This window comes from Diaphorobacter aerolatus, assembly GCF_014489535.1.
GTDB classification, from domain to species: domain Bacteria; phylum Pseudomonadota; class Gammaproteobacteria; order Burkholderiales; family Burkholderiaceae_C; genus Diaphorobacter_A; species Diaphorobacter_A aerolatus.
This window is the reverse complement of record NZ_CP060783.1, coordinates 3,807,044-3,820,682: the sequence shown is the minus strand read 5'-3', so window position 1 is coordinate 3,820,682 and position 13,639 is coordinate 3,807,044. Positions and strand designations below refer to the sequence as shown.

Annotated in this window: 12 protein-coding genes and 1 tRNA gene; 4 read left to right on the top strand and 9 right to left on the bottom strand. The window is 57.8% G+C overall.

The genetic code is table 11. The features are described 5' to 3' along the window. Positions 1-19 precede the first annotated feature (19 nt). From H9K75_RS17760 to H9K75_RS17740, 5 genes are all read right to left on the bottom strand, one after another. Positions 20-883 carry a DMT family transporter gene (locus H9K75_RS17760; RefSeq protein WP_187726096.1) on the bottom strand — a complete coding sequence of 288 codons (864 nt, stop codon included), beginning with the start codon at positions 881-883 and terminating at the stop codon, positions 20-22. A 259-nt stretch (positions 884-1,142) separates the two neighbouring features. Continuing rightward, entirely contained in the window at positions 1,143-1,835 is a 693-nt protein-coding gene (locus H9K75_RS17755) for an SDR family NAD(P)-dependent oxidoreductase (RefSeq protein WP_187723621.1), read from the bottom strand. Positions 1,836-1,993: 158 nt separating this feature from the next. Beyond that, a complete protein-coding gene (locus H9K75_RS17750; RefSeq protein ID WP_187723620.1) occupies positions 1,994-2,767 on the bottom strand; it encodes an enoyl-CoA hydratase in 774 nt (257 codons plus the stop codon). Positions 2,768-2,780: 13 nt separating this feature from the next. Further along, positions 2,781-2,999 carry a hypothetical protein gene (locus H9K75_RS17745; protein ID WP_187723619.1) on the bottom strand — a complete coding sequence of 73 codons (219 nt, stop codon included), beginning with the start codon at positions 2,997-2,999 and terminating at the stop codon, positions 2,781-2,783. Positions 3,000-3,117: 118 nt separating this feature from the next. Continuing rightward, positions 3,118-3,207 (bottom strand) — tRNA-Ser (locus H9K75_RS17740). A 454-nt stretch (positions 3,208-3,661) separates the two neighbouring features. On the opposite strand from H9K75_RS17740, the gene H9K75_RS17735 reads away from it, so the two are divergent. Then, positions 3,662-4,588: an NAD-dependent epimerase/dehydratase family protein gene (locus tag H9K75_RS17735; protein WP_187723618.1), complete on the top strand. Its 927-nt coding sequence runs from the start codon at positions 3,662-3,664 to the stop codon at positions 4,586-4,588. After that, positions 4,585-5,280, top strand: coding sequence for a type 1 glutamine amidotransferase domain-containing protein (locus H9K75_RS17730; RefSeq protein ID WP_187723617.1), 696 nt, complete (start codon positions 4,585-4,587; stop codon positions 5,278-5,280). Before H9K75_RS17735 ends, H9K75_RS17730 begins: the two co-directional genes overlap by 4 nt. A gap of 26 nt (positions 5,281-5,306) precedes the next feature. On the opposite strand, the gene H9K75_RS17725 is transcribed toward H9K75_RS17730, so the two are convergent. Continuing rightward, the gene (locus H9K75_RS17725; protein ID WP_187723616.1) at positions 5,307-5,801 is read right to left on the bottom strand and encodes a MerR family transcriptional regulator; all 495 of its coding nucleotides are present in this window, start codon (positions 5,799-5,801) and stop codon (positions 5,307-5,309) included. A 242-nt stretch (positions 5,802-6,043) separates the two neighbouring features. On the opposite strand from H9K75_RS17725, the gene H9K75_RS17720 reads away from it, so the two are divergent. Beyond that, positions 6,044-6,880, top strand: a complete 837-nt coding sequence (locus H9K75_RS17720; protein ID WP_187723615.1) for an alpha/beta fold hydrolase — start codon at positions 6,044-6,046, stop codon at positions 6,878-6,880. A gap of 314 nt (positions 6,881-7,194) precedes the next feature. On the opposite strand, the gene H9K75_RS17715 is transcribed toward H9K75_RS17720, so the two are convergent. The 3 genes from H9K75_RS17715 to H9K75_RS17705 all read right to left on the bottom strand — a co-directional run bounded on the left by H9K75_RS17715 (position 7,195) and on the right by H9K75_RS17705 (position 12,557). Then, entirely contained in the window at positions 7,195-8,550 is a 1,356-nt protein-coding gene (locus tag H9K75_RS17715) for an IPTL-CTERM sorting domain-containing protein (protein ID WP_187726095.1), read from the bottom strand. Positions 8,551-9,536: 986 nt separating this feature from the next. Next, positions 9,537-11,501 (bottom strand): IPTL-CTERM sorting domain-containing protein, encoded by a 1,965-nt coding sequence (locus H9K75_RS17710; RefSeq protein WP_187723614.1) that lies wholly within the window; start codon positions 11,499-11,501, stop codon positions 9,537-9,539. A gap of 405 nt (positions 11,502-11,906) precedes the next feature. Next, positions 11,907-12,557, bottom strand: a complete 651-nt coding sequence (locus H9K75_RS17705; RefSeq protein WP_187723613.1) for a TetR/AcrR family transcriptional regulator — start codon at positions 12,555-12,557, stop codon at positions 11,907-11,909. Between the two features lie 224 nt (positions 12,558-12,781). Between H9K75_RS17705 and H9K75_RS17700 the strand changes: the two genes are divergently transcribed. After that, on the top strand, positions 12,782-13,579 hold the full coding sequence (locus H9K75_RS17700; RefSeq protein WP_226858297.1) for an SDR family NAD(P)-dependent oxidoreductase: 798 nt from the start codon (positions 12,782-12,784) through the stop codon (positions 13,577-13,579). Positions 13,580-13,639: the final 60 nt, after the last annotated feature.

Genomic DNA, 13,639 nt, shown 5'->3' with positions numbered 1-13,639 from the left:
CACGTTGGGTGAGCCAGCCCTAGCGTCTGGCGTGCACACCAGCGCGTGTGAACACGAATATCCCGGCGATCACCAGCGCCGTGCCGAGCGCAATCCCCGTGGTGAATGGCTCATCGAGCAGCCAGACACCCATGAGCACCGTCGATAACGGCCCGATCAGCCCGGTCTGCGACACCATCGCCGAGCCAATGCGCTCGATTGCCATCATCGTGAGCAGCACCGGCACCACCGTACACAGCACCGCATTGAGCACGGAGAGCCAGACGACCTGCGGTGCGACGGCAAACGCGGTGGACAGCGGCCTCAGCAGTACGAATTGCAGGATGCAGCAGATGCACGCCACCGAAGTGGCCAGTCCCACAAGCCGCAGCGAGCCCAGTCGGCGCACCATCTCGCCGCTGTAGACCAGATAGATCGCATAGCTCACGGCTGAGAGAAACACCAGAAACACGCCCCAAACCACGCTGCTACCCTGAAGCCGGACCTCCTGCCCGAACACCGCCAGCACGCCCACATAACTGATGAACATGCCAAGCGCCTGCACCCTGGTGATGCGGCGGCGATAGAGCAGCCAGCCAAGCCCCACGACGAGGGTCGGGCTGAGATACAGGATCAGCCGCTCGAGCCCCGCGGTGATATAGGCCAGCCCTGCAAAATCGAGAAAGCTCGCGAGGTAGTACCCCGAGAATCCGAGGCCGATCACCCCCAGCCAATCGCGCCGCGTGAGCGCCGGCTTGCCGCGACTCGACCACCAGGCCATGATCACAAAGAACGGCAGCGCAAACAACATGCGCAACATGATCAACGTGACCGCATCCACGCCATGGCGATACGCGAGCTTGACGATGATGGCTTTGCCGCTAAAGGCAATCGCACCCACCATGCCGAGGATCAGCCCCGCCGCAACGCCCTTAGAGGGCTCGGTGACCCGCGAAGATGATATGGCGGGCGAAGCCGCAGATGGAGACGGAGAGGCAGAAGGAGAAGGCACGAAAACCAATCGGTGAAGAAACGACAATCGTTGTCACCAATTATGAAGGGGCGCACCCGGCCGTGCTGTCCGCATCACGACAGGGCAGGCATCGTCAACTGACACAGTGACGATGTACAGCGGCATTCGACGCCTCCCGCAAAAAGATTCATCACACGGCCACGCTGGCCCCGTTGACAGCCGCCGATTGCTCCGATGCGAGAAAACCCATCGTCTGCGCGATCTTCTCGGGAGACGTCCATTGCGTGAAATCCGCGTCGGGCATGTCCTTGCGGTTCTGTGGCGTGTCGATGGTGCGCGGCAACACGCAATTGACCCGCACTCCCTGCGATTTGAATTCGGCGGCGAATGATTCTGTCATGCGGATCACGGCACTCTTCGATGCGCAGTAGGCCGTCATGCTGGCCTGCCCGGTCAGTGCCGACTGCGCGCCGACGTTGACGATGCTGCCGGCACGCTGCGCGACCATGGTGGGCACGACGCAATGCATCATCTTGAAGACCGAGCCCGCATTCAACGCCATCAGATGCTCGTATTGCGCGATGGCGTCCTCGGCAATCGAGGGCCCCATGCTGAACCCGCCCGCTATATTGCACAGCACGTCGATGCGCCCAAAGCGTTGCGTGGCCTCTGCACAGGCAGCCTTGCAACTTGCCGTGTCGGTCACGTCACAGGCAAGCGCGAGAAGGCGGGCATTCGCATCACCAAAGCGCTCCTGAATTTTCTCGGGCCGCCGCTCCAGCGCCACGACCTGATATCCCTGATCCAGCAGATGCATCACCACGGCGGAACCCAGCGCGCCACTCGCACCGGTGACGAGGGCGACCTTGATTGGAGAAGTCATGAGCAACGGCCTTTCGCTTGCATGGGGAAATGAAAAAACGATGCGCCGATCATGGCATCTTGAAGGGAGATTCTCCCGATTTCCATGCACGACGGCGGGATGCTCATGCATGCGGCTGCAATGCAAGCGCGTCAGATGCGCGCGCTTGCCGCGTTCGTTCAATCCGGTTTCGATGCAGCTTTTTTCCGCTCCAGAAACGCATTCATGTGATGCTGCGGCTCCCCGGTCTTGAAGGCCTCGCCGAACTCCGCAATGCTGTCGTCAACCGCCGCATCGAGCGTCATGCGTTCCCAGCGACGCAGCAAACGCTTTTGCTGGCGCAGCACGACCGGACCGATCTGCGCCAGCCCGACCGCAACCTGCATGATGCGTTCATCGAGCTGATCCTGTGGCACGCACTCGTTGATCAGGCCCCAATCGCGTGCCTGCGTTGCGGGAATGTTTTCACCGGTCAAGAGCAACCAGGCGGCGCGCGTCGTACCTATCTGCGCAGGCATCATCGCCGCATGGATCACCGAGGGAATGCCAACCTTGACCTCGGGCATACCGACCACCGCGTTGTCTGCGGCGATGCGCAGGTCTCCGGCCATGGCCAACTCCAGACCGCCGCCGAGGGTGTGCCCTTCGAGCCGCACGATGACCGGCACCGGAAAGTGGCGCACCGCATTGCACAGATCGCGCAACCCGCCGATGAACGCACGCCCCGTGCTCGCATTCAGTTGCGACAGTTCCTTGATGTCGGCACCCGCAACAAAGGCGCGCGAACCCGAGCCGCGCAGCACCAGGCAGTGCAATTCCTGGTTTTCGGCAAGCTCGCCAAGCGCCTGAATCAAGCCTTGAATGACCGGCGTGCCCAACACATTGAGCGCGCCCGCATCGGTGATCGTGAGCACGGCGATGGCGGGTGTGGGAAAGGTGATCTGCGAATACATGGGGGCGTTCCGATCAGAGTTTTTCAAATCGAATGTGCTTGAGGAGCTTGGCCCAGGACTGGTTGGAGCGCTCCACCGTATCATGACAAACGTGTAGCCATCGGCGGGTCCCGCCGATCACCTCGGTGGTTCCGCCCACCGCATAGGGAATGATCAGGTGCAGCGGGCGATCCGGGCCGCGATTCCCTTCGTGGTGACGAACTATTGAACGCAATGCCGCGCGATGCAACAACCCGGACAGCCTGATTCGCGGAATCCGATGACGATCCAACCGGTACAACCTGTTCGCTCAACACACAAAAAAACCGCTTGAAGCTATCTGATGAATAGCATTCAAGCGGTTTGTATCTTGGCGGAGAGGGAGGGATTCGAACCCTCGGTAGGGTCGCCCCTACGCCTGATTTCGAGTCAGGTACATTCGACCACTCTGCCACCTCTCCGCAGTGTCGAAGCTAGCATTATAGCAGGCAAATTGTGTACCCTCAGCAAGTAACACGGATTTTGTGAAATGGGTGGATAGCGTGCGGCGGAATCCTGTGTGGACCACTACAGCGGCTCGGGTGGCGACAGTGAGGCTGGGTTCTCGGTCCTGCGAGCTCGATATCGCCAAAGCTCTGACGCCGGGTCTGCAGATTTGGCGGATCCGCTGAGGACAGCAGACGAGGGCCACACCGGTCCTTCATTTTTGCGCCAAGCGGCCATTCACCGTCTGCCCCCAGGCAAGCACCGGCGTTTACCTCCCCAGCATGTTGGAGAAACTAATTCTTTACAGAAAGCCAGCAAGTTTTCTTCGACCTGATATCAAGGACATATAGCTCCACCGCTTGACCTTCAACCAAGCTTGAAGCTTAAGATTCTTATCCTCTCATCACACAAAGTGCCATAAAGGTTGATATGCAAACCATTTTGGGGGCCAATGGCCAAATCGCAGTGGAGCTGGCACGCGAATTGAACCGCAACTACACACAGAATTTGCGCCTAGTCAGCCGTAATCCGCGCAAGGTAAACGATAGGGATGAGCTAGTCTCGGCCGACTTAATGAATGCTGCGCAAACCCTGGACGCAGTACGTGGTAGCGAAGTCGTCTATTTCACCGCTGGGCTGCCACCGGACACCGAGTTATGGGAAAGGCAATTTCCTACCATGTTGCGCAACGCACTCGATGCCACGCGGGCAGCGGATGCCAAATTTGTCTACTTTGACAACACCTACATGTACCCGCAAAACGCGCAGCGGCAGACCGAGGAAACCGGTTTTGCACCTGTGGGTCGCAAGGGACGCGTGCGTGCCTTGATGGCCGAGATGGTGCTGGCTGAGATGCAACGCGGCGATATACCCGTCGCTATTGCCCGCGCACCAGAGTTTTATGGCCCTGGTAAAACCCAGAGTATTACCAATACTCTGGTGATTGACCCGCTCAAAGCGAGCCAGAAGGCCAAAGTTCCTGTGCGTGACGACAAGCTGCGCACCCTGATTTGGACACCCGATGCAAGCCGCGCCATGGCAGCCATTGGGAATGCAGAAGATGCGTATGGTCAGACTTGGCATCTGCCTTGCTGGGACGAGCGGCTGACCTATCAGGCTTTTGTAAACTTGGCAGCTACAACCTTTGGGGTTGAGCCGCGCTACAAGGTGCTACGCCACTGGGCCATGGTGGTTGCAGGCTGGGTCTCCAAGCCCGTGCGCGAACTGCGTGAGCTGCTGCCACGCTACGCACACGATAATGTGTTTGATTCGTCCAAGTTCAAGCGCCACTTTCTCAGTTTTGCAGTCACCAGCTACGCACAGGGCCTGAAGCAAATCGCGCAGGAGTCTTCATGAGTACGCCACGTATCTTGCATGTCGTCACCAACGTCGCTCACTACGACGACCCTGCGCACGCCACAGGGCTGTGGCTGTCGGAACTGACCCATGCCTGGGATGTGTTTGCTGCGCAAGGTTACCAGCAGCAATTGGTTAGCCCACTGGGTGGCGCCGTACCGCTAGAGCCGCGCGCACTCAAATGGCCGCTCTTCGATGCTTCGGCCAAAGCCTGGCTCAGTGACCCAGCGTGCATGGCCCTGCTGGCTGACACTGCGGCACCAGCCGATATCCTCGCGAACGATTTCGATGCAATCTACTTCACTGGAGGGCACGCGGTGATGTGGGATTTTCCCAATAGCGAGGGACTGCAGCGAATCACTCGCAGCATCTGGGAGCAAGATGGCATCGTCGCATCGGTTTGCCACGGTTACTGCGGCCTGCTCAATACGCGGCTCAGCAATGGCTCTTTGCTGGTCGCGGGCAAGCAGCTCACGGGCTTTTCTTGGACAGAAGAAGTTCTGGCTGGAGTGGCCCAGTCCATGCCCTACAACGCCGAGCAAGAGATGAAGACGCGCGGTGCGCACTATCAAAAAGCCTTGCTGCCCTTTACCTCATATGTGGTGGCCGATGGCCGCCTCATCACCGGGCAAAATCCAGGGTCGGCCAAAGCGACTGCGAAGCAGGTGGTACAGGCTTTGACAAAGCGCTAAAGCCCTGTTTCAAAACTACCGCAGGCCTAAGCCACGCTTGCCCGCTTCTTGTGTCCCGTGCGCATGAGTTTGCCCATTTTTTCTTCAGCCGCTGCTTTGGAGGTCAAAGATTCGGATTGCTGTGCCAGAACATGTGAGAGCACACGGCGTGCATTGTCATGGCAATCCATGTTTTCTGGGCGCGCTTCAATATCTGTCAACAAAGCCTGCAACTGCTTTTTACTGGTTTGCAGTTTTTTCTCCATGGCCTTGATATCGGCAATTTTTTGGCGCAACGCGCCTACCACTGCCTCGTGGTCCCAGCCTTGAAGGCCCGGCGGCAATAGTGCGCGAATTTCATCCAGGCTAAAGCCCACGCCTTGCGCAATCGCAATCAGCTCCAGCATCTGCACCATCTCAGGCGGGTAGCTGCGGTAACCATTCAAGCCACGCTCAGCCGCTTGCAGCAGGCCGCTTTGCTCATAAAAACGAATGCGTGATGTGGACAGGCCCGTGCGTTTGCTCAGTTCACCAATATTCATACGTAACCTTCGGTAAGGGTGCCTTGACCCTCAATAGGACTTGAAGCTTATCGTACTTGCGAGACCTTCATTCCGTGGTCAATTTGTGGCATGAGTTCTCGGGAAGCAATGCAACCTAATGCAACCCGGCCATGCCCGCACATCGCCCCATGGAATCGTCTTACACGGTAGCGCAATGACATTGTTCTACCTTCCACAATGCCATGCACCACTCAATTTATTCAATCCCCTAGGAGTTTTTCATGTCCTTTGTCACCACCAAAGACGGCGTCCAGATTTTCTACAAAGACTGGGGCCCCAAAGAGGCGCAACCAATCGTCTTTCACCATGGTTGGCCACTGAGCGCTGACGACTGGGACAATCAGATGCTGTTCTTCCTTGCCAATGGCTTTCGTGTAGTTGCGCATGACCGCCGTGGACACGGTCGCTCCAGCCAGGTCAGCGAAGGCCATGACATGGACCATTACGCAGCCGACGCCTCGGCGGTAGCCGAGCATCTCGACCTGAAGAACGCCATCCACGTTGGTCACTCCACTGGGGGTGGTCAGGTTGCACGCTATGTGGCCCAGTTCGGTCAGCCCCAGGGACGAGTAGCGAAGGCAGCGCTGATCAGCTCGGTGCCACCGTTAATGGTCAAGACACCGACTAACCCTGGAGGCACACCCGTGGAAGTGTTTGACGGCTTCCGCACCGCACTCGCTGCCAATCGAGCGCAGTTTTATATCGATGTGCCCAGTGGCCCCTTCTACGGCTACAACCGCCCCGGTGCCAAACCTGTGCAAGGCATTATCCAAAACTGGTGGCGCCAAGGCATGATGGGGAGCGCCAAAGCTCATTACGAAGGCATCAAGGCCTTCTCTGAGACCGACCAAACGGCTGACTTGAAAGCAATCACCGTGCCCACCTTGGTGCTGCAAGGCGATAACGACCAGGTGGTACCCTATGAAAATGCAGCTATCTTGCAAGACAAACTGCTGGCACACAGCGAGCTGAAAATCTACAAGGGCTATTCGCACGGCATGCACACCGAAAATGCCGATGCAATAAATGCTGACTTGTTGGCATTTATTCAAAAGTAAATTCAGGCGACAACGGTGCCCGCTCATTCATCGCCTTGGCTTATCCAAAAAGGGTCGTGGTTTGAGCGGCGCATTGAACAACCGCTGCTGGCCGTCATCGGACAGCCCGCCCCGCTCTCAACCCCTGCGGGGCGGGCAGCATGCGCAACATACTCGCCTGGATGGTAATCCTCCCGTGAAACCAGCGCACTGAAAAGTAGAGACTCTCACAGGAGAATCTCTACCATGAAGAAATCACGTTTCACCGACAGCCAGATCATTGACGCGCTCAAGCGGGCAGAAGCCGGTCTGGCGGTCAATTCTCTCCGCAAAAATCAATGCGCCCAGACCCGGCGCAGGCGAACCGCAGCAAATCCTGCCAAGACCAGGGACAGCAGTGTCAACGCCCACTGGCCAAGCGTGGGAACCGGCGTGGCATTTCCGTTGGATACCGGAGGTGTCGTCTGATCATCGTCCCTGACTGTGATCACCGCCGGTGCGCCTGCTACCGTATACGTCCCGGCTGCGGTGGGAGGATTGATTGCCAGCGTAGCCACTACATTGCCATCGCCCACCGCCGTGTTGGGCGTGGCGGTTATGGTGCAGTTGAGTGTCGTAGCCCCAGCGGGCACCAGCATTGACGGGGTGCAGGTGGTGCTGTAGCGCGAGCTGGCCTGAGGCAAAGCCAGATGGACGGTCAGGCCCTGAGCAGGAGCGGGTTGACTGAGCCTGATGGTGCAGGCGCTAACCTGATTGTCGGCATCATTCAACTCCAGCGGAGCGCAAGTGACGCTGCTTTCAGTCGGAAGCGCTTTGGACTGCAGATACCATGTGTCTCCCACCTGGTTCAAGACATAGGTGTACGAACCCGCCGTGACCTGGCCTGTCGCCAATGCAAACGATCCCGCAGGCGCCATACCGGTAACCCGTACCACGGGTATTCCGTTGCCGGTGGTAGCCGCGCCCACACCGCCTGCGTTGCGAACATCCAGCGTGGTTACGCCACTCACATCGCCATTGACCACGAATATATCGGTAGGCGAGCTGGAGTCTCCCAACGCCGTATCCAACCGTATTTGCCCGCCACCGCTGTAGGAACCTACCGTTGTGAAGGTATCGCTGACCTGTGGGGAGTTTCCGCTCAAATCAACCACGCCAGCCCTATTGACGAGCAGTCCAGTGACCGTGCGATTCGCACCGCTGACCTGATAAATCGCACCACTATCCAGGCTCAACTGGGTATATGAGGAATCGCCAGTCAAAATCCATTGGGCGGCGGTATCCAAAGTCAAATTGAGCGTTGTGCCGGCATCTACAGCGCTGCTCCCTTGATATTTCCCAGCATGTCCATTGAACTGCGTAGCGCCGCCGCCTGTTGCCAGCCAGATCTTGTCTTGCGCCGTAACTTGAGTTTGCGTCAGGCTCATGGTCGTGGTGGCAGCGGTCAACACAAATGCATCGAGCGCATCTACCGTCAAGCCGCTACCGGCGCTGAATGTTGGAGTACCTTGAAGAAGGACACCGGGTCCTTGGGTACTACTCAGCGACGAGTCGGCTCCAATGGTCATTTGTGTGCCCGCGCCAAGCAAATTCACCGCGTTGCTTCCTGCGCCTTGGGCATGAATCATCAACTTGCCATCGATCTTCGAAGTACCGCCGCTGTCTCCCAGCCAGCCCGACGACCCGGGCATGTTGACCCATATCTCCGTGTCGCCCGTGCCATGCGCCTGAGCTGTGATTCCGCCGACTACCCGCACCCCAGGTCAGTCGCTGTATCGCCCCGCAAGTCAATACTTGCCGATGCGTACTCAATTTGGCCACCGCCCTCCGCACTCATGCCTCGATGGCTCGCGCCACCCGTGGACGTGACTTTGGTATTCCCTTGAATTGTGAGCAAGCTGCCAACCCCATTGGACATGATCGCCCGTCGGGTACCCCCACCGCTACCCATCACAATTTCCGCATCTCCAGTAACGAGGACTGAATTTGCCCCGCCCGTGCCAGTAGGATTCACCGGGCCACCAGCGAGGCCGTAACTATTGGTCGATCCGCGCTGGTTCAACTTGATATTGCCATTAATCTTCAACACGCTGCCGTTGCTCGCCGTCGCCACACCAAAGCCACCCGCAAGACCGGTAGCATTGTTCGTGTTCAAGGCAACATCGCCCACTGTAGTGAGCACGGAGCCAGCCCCATCGGCCAATAAATTCACACTCGCGCCCGTATAAGCACTCAGGTTTGCAGTACATGTGCTTCCAGCCTGCGCATAGGAGCGCCCCGCAGTCTCACTGCAAGCAGCCCAAGCTCCGGGCGCACCAAACATGACACACGCCGCCAAAAGACTTAAGCGAAAGCAAGCAACGGAACGCATTGAACTTATCCTAAAAAAGTAGCTTCGACAAACAAACGATCTGGAAAACAGAGGCGCTGCACTATTCGAGTAACGTCACAAGGCACCCCCCAAACTTGATACGACTCCGCCGCGCCTTCGGGGCATCTTGCCAAGTGGGCATTGCTAGCCAAGCTTGTTTTGCAGCGGGGAATCCGGGGGCATTCGGTGGCCCGATCCGAAGAACGCAAGGTTGGGGATGATCTGCCTCGCCGGTCAACGGACACGTGCCCAGTCGCTAGATGGCCGATTCCTCACCCGGTGATCGGATAGTGCGATCAGCCGGATTTACAAGATACGCACTCGACGCCCGGCAATCGTCAACATTCCCAGGAGCAAGGTCAAAATCGCAATTGACCACTGAGATAGGGAGGGTACGGAGCTAATGCCGTCAGTGCCGCCAGGGCCGCCGGGATCGCCAGGACCACCGCCTGTAGCAAGAGTCGCGAGATGAGTGGCGCTATTGTTGGCGGGGTTGCTGTCATTGGTAGCATTCGTCGTCGCCGTCAGCGAGACGCCTGTAATGGGCCGCCCTGAAGCGTTGGTAGCGTTTGGCGCGGTGTAGCTGATTTGACAGGTCATTGCGCTGCCTGCGGGCAGAGCAGCGGGAGGCACCGGAGCGCAGTTGCTCACCAAGACAGATACTGCGTTCCCATCGCTGTCCACGGCAGTCGCACCGCAGGTTGCATTCGTGGCGGCATCAGGACCACTGTTCGTACACACGATTTGACCGCTCACGGCGCTGCCAGGGTTGACCGTGTTAGGTACGCCGCTAATGGCGACGGTCATATCCGCCTGGAGAGGGGCTGTGGGAGGGGGAAAAACAACCTCGGTTGGTTTCGGAACGTCCCCATTGGGCACGGACGGCAGGCTGCCGCCGTCGGTGGAGCGGTCATCTCCAAGCAGTCCGGGCGGGTTGACCGGTACCGTGGTGTCGTCAAATCCGACAGGCCAGGACGGTCCGGGATTTGCCGCCGTGGTATCTGTAGTGCTCGCGAAAACGGTATTCTTTTGGGAGGCTGTAGGGACTGCGCTGACATCCGCGTAACCTACGCGCACCACAAAAGAGATCGTGCAGCTTGCGCCTGCGGCCAGGGAATCATTTCCGGACAATAAGGCGAATTGATTTACGCCGTCAAAGGCCGGGTTTGTCGTGCAGCTTCCATTGGAAACTGTGGGCGCGGTGGCGATGGCAATGCTTGGTGAATTTGTCCAGAATGTCTGGCGCAGGTTCTCGCTTACTTGAACTCTTGGCGCAGTCACCGTTCCTGTATTGCCGACCGTGACGGTATAAGGGACGTCGAAGGTATACGCATTTCCTGCCATTGCTGGCGTGGCTCCCTGTTTGACCACATCAAGCTGGGGGAGCGCAATGCAACTGGTTCCATCCGTATTGGTCAACGTGGTACCGGTACCCGTCGAGGTCAGGGTGAACCTGAAAGTCACAGGGTCGTACTTATAGAATTTATTGGCATTGTCCGAAACGTAGAGCTGCCCACTGGCGTCAAAATAAGCAGACCCATAGAGTATGTTAGTGGGCAACCCGCTAGCGACTCTTCGAGAAACTTGAGCAGGCCCAGGCGAGGCAGAAGAAGGGTTGGCAATCGCAATTCGGTAGAGGTAGACACTGCCGCTTTCAGGCCCTCTTGTCCCATACAGCACCACCAAGTCCGCATTGCTCTCCGCCGGGCTATATACGACATCGGTAACATAGGCCGTGGGGAAACCGGTAAAGCCGCTTGGCGGGCTTGTGTCTGCGGCTAGTGTGATTTGCGACGCGACCGGTTGCATGCTGGCAGCGCCCGTGATCCTGTAAAGCTTTTGCGGGGCAGCACCATCTACGATGAACATGTTGCCGTGGGCATCAAAAGAGCCACTGTTGCGAGTAGCCGAAATACCAGTGGCTCCGGTAATTGGAGCGCTGATACCGGCGTCCGTGGCACCCAAGCGAAAAAGTTTAAAGTTGGCAGCAGTCGTCGAATTGTTCACGGCATACATGTAGCCGTCTTGCGGGTTATATGCCAACCCATTGAGTGAACTACCCGTGATGGTGTAAACAAGATTTCGTGTATACGGACTGGTACTTGGATCGATTCGGAAAAATTCTGTCGTCGTCGTAGTCGGAGTATTCAGCTGATAAAAGCTTCCTTTTGTGCAAGCCAGTGGCAAACTCTGCGCGCCAGCCAGGGCGCAGGCGCTCATGATTGCAATTCCCGCGAACAATTGTCGAGCTGGCAAAAGAAAATGGTTCATATCAACTCAATAAATTTTCCAAGAAAATCTCACGCGACGTAGATGTTTTCCGGGACAAATTAACAATGCTGCAGAGGGTTTGACCGCGACGAACTCTTACAGGGTCGGTGCGGTAGCCTGAATACCCCTGCCGCTCGAGGCGGCCTGCCAATCGGGCAGTCGACTGTGATAGCAAAATATCATACCCCAACCTTATAAGAACGGATGAGCGAAAATATGAACTTTCGTCTATTGTTCAGATGAACCATATGTTGCGGGTGGAAAGGGATTTGCCGTCCGCGGTCGCCACGCGCTTGGACCGGCGCGAGAAATCCGATCCTTGTTTCACGGCTTCTGCGACAGGTGCGGCTTCGCGCACCACATAACTGGGGTATTGTGGGGCCGGCGTTGGCGGCCACGTCTGCCCTACGCGACCCCGTGGGTTGGGTGAACGGGCCCTAGCCCATTGAGCAACACAGCAATGGATCGACGCGTCATATCATCTGCTTCAGCGGCGGAAGTTACCCGCTGAGTCAATGTCCCATCGATGAGCAGCATCGAAATACCGTGCACCACGGCCCAACACACCATGGCGGCATCGTCGTTTTTACCGACAGCGTCGGGACGCGCAATCAAACGCCCTACGACGTTCCGAACCGGCATAAAACTTTGCGACTTGGCTTTCGAGACCGTCGGATAGGCATGCCAGCCCTGTCCGTTGACTCCGGCACCGAACATCAAGCGGTAGAGCGCTGGCTTGTCACACGCGAAGCGCACATAGGCCACGCCGAGTTGCTCCAACATGGATTGGTCATCAAGGCATAGCGAAGGAGCGCTGTCCTGCCTTTCGGTAAGCAATTGAAAACCCAATGCAGCCAACTCGGCCAGGATCGCTTCGCGGTCTGCAAAATGGTTGTAAGGCGCAGCTTGCGACACACCGGCCAGACGCGCTACTTCTCGCAACGACAGGCGCTCAGGCCCCACGCGCTCGAGCACATCAAGGGCGGCGGCAATAAGCGCCGCTCTCAAGTCACCGTGTTTTTCCCCTCGTTTTCTGGACGAAGCTTCAGTGGTCATGCTTCAACGGCCTTTTCCAAATACATTTGCTAGCAATGTAATATTTACATCGTTAATTTCATGTGCTTCAATCGAAATGTTCATTGTTAATTTTATTGGATCACAATGGCCTTCACCTTACCATTCAACCCTGTTCGTCGAACTGTCCTCAGCTCTGTCGGGGCCTCGCCGTTGGCACCGTGGCAGGTGCGGCACTGGGAGCAAATTCAAAGCCCGCGGCATCGGTGGAACTGCAAGCAACGGAGCGCTTTGCCAACCAGGTCGTCGTCGTCACCGGGGGCACTAGCGGCATTGGATTGGCGACATGCAAGCTGTTTGCGAGACAAGGCGCCAAGGTCGTTTTCTGCGGACGCCGTGCCGCGTTGGGGCAGGCAGCGCAGCAAGCAATTTCGCAGGCAGGCGGACAGGCTGAGTATGTGCAGGCGGATGTACGGGTGGAGGACGACGTAGCCCGCTTGATCGAGCAGGCACGACAGCGTTACGGTTCATTGGATATCGTGGTGGCCAATGCAGGCATCACTGTGCAGAAAGCCCTGCATTCATACAGCACAGCCGAGTGGCAGGACGTTATCGATACCAATCTGCGCGGTGGATTTTTCACGCTGAAGCATTCGGTGCCGCCAATGCTGGCTGCGGGCGGTGGGCGCATTCTGGTGATTGCGTCCTCGGTCGCCAACGTTGCCGGCGCGGCGCAAAGCGCCTATGTTGCGTCCAAGGCCGGTCTGGTTGGCATGGTCCGGTCAGCCGCTTTGGACTATGGCGACAAAGGCATAAGGATCAATGCCATCTTGCCAGGAACCACGGACACAGCCTTGGTTCGAAGAGCCGCCGGTATGGAGAATGTGCCCGACGCCGCCTGGCAAGTCGGAGCGGCGCAATGGGGTAAGTCTGCGGTGCGGGGCCTCAAACGCATGGCGCGGCCAGAGGAAATCGCCGCTTTCATCGTGGCCATGGCCTCTCCGGACTTGACGTTTGCAACCGGCGCGGCGTTAAGCAGTGATGGAGGCACAGGCGCTGGGTAGAGAGTGCGCGCGATTTCGCGTAAACGCCCTTCGCCTGCTATGGACGGCCCGCCCTTCCGC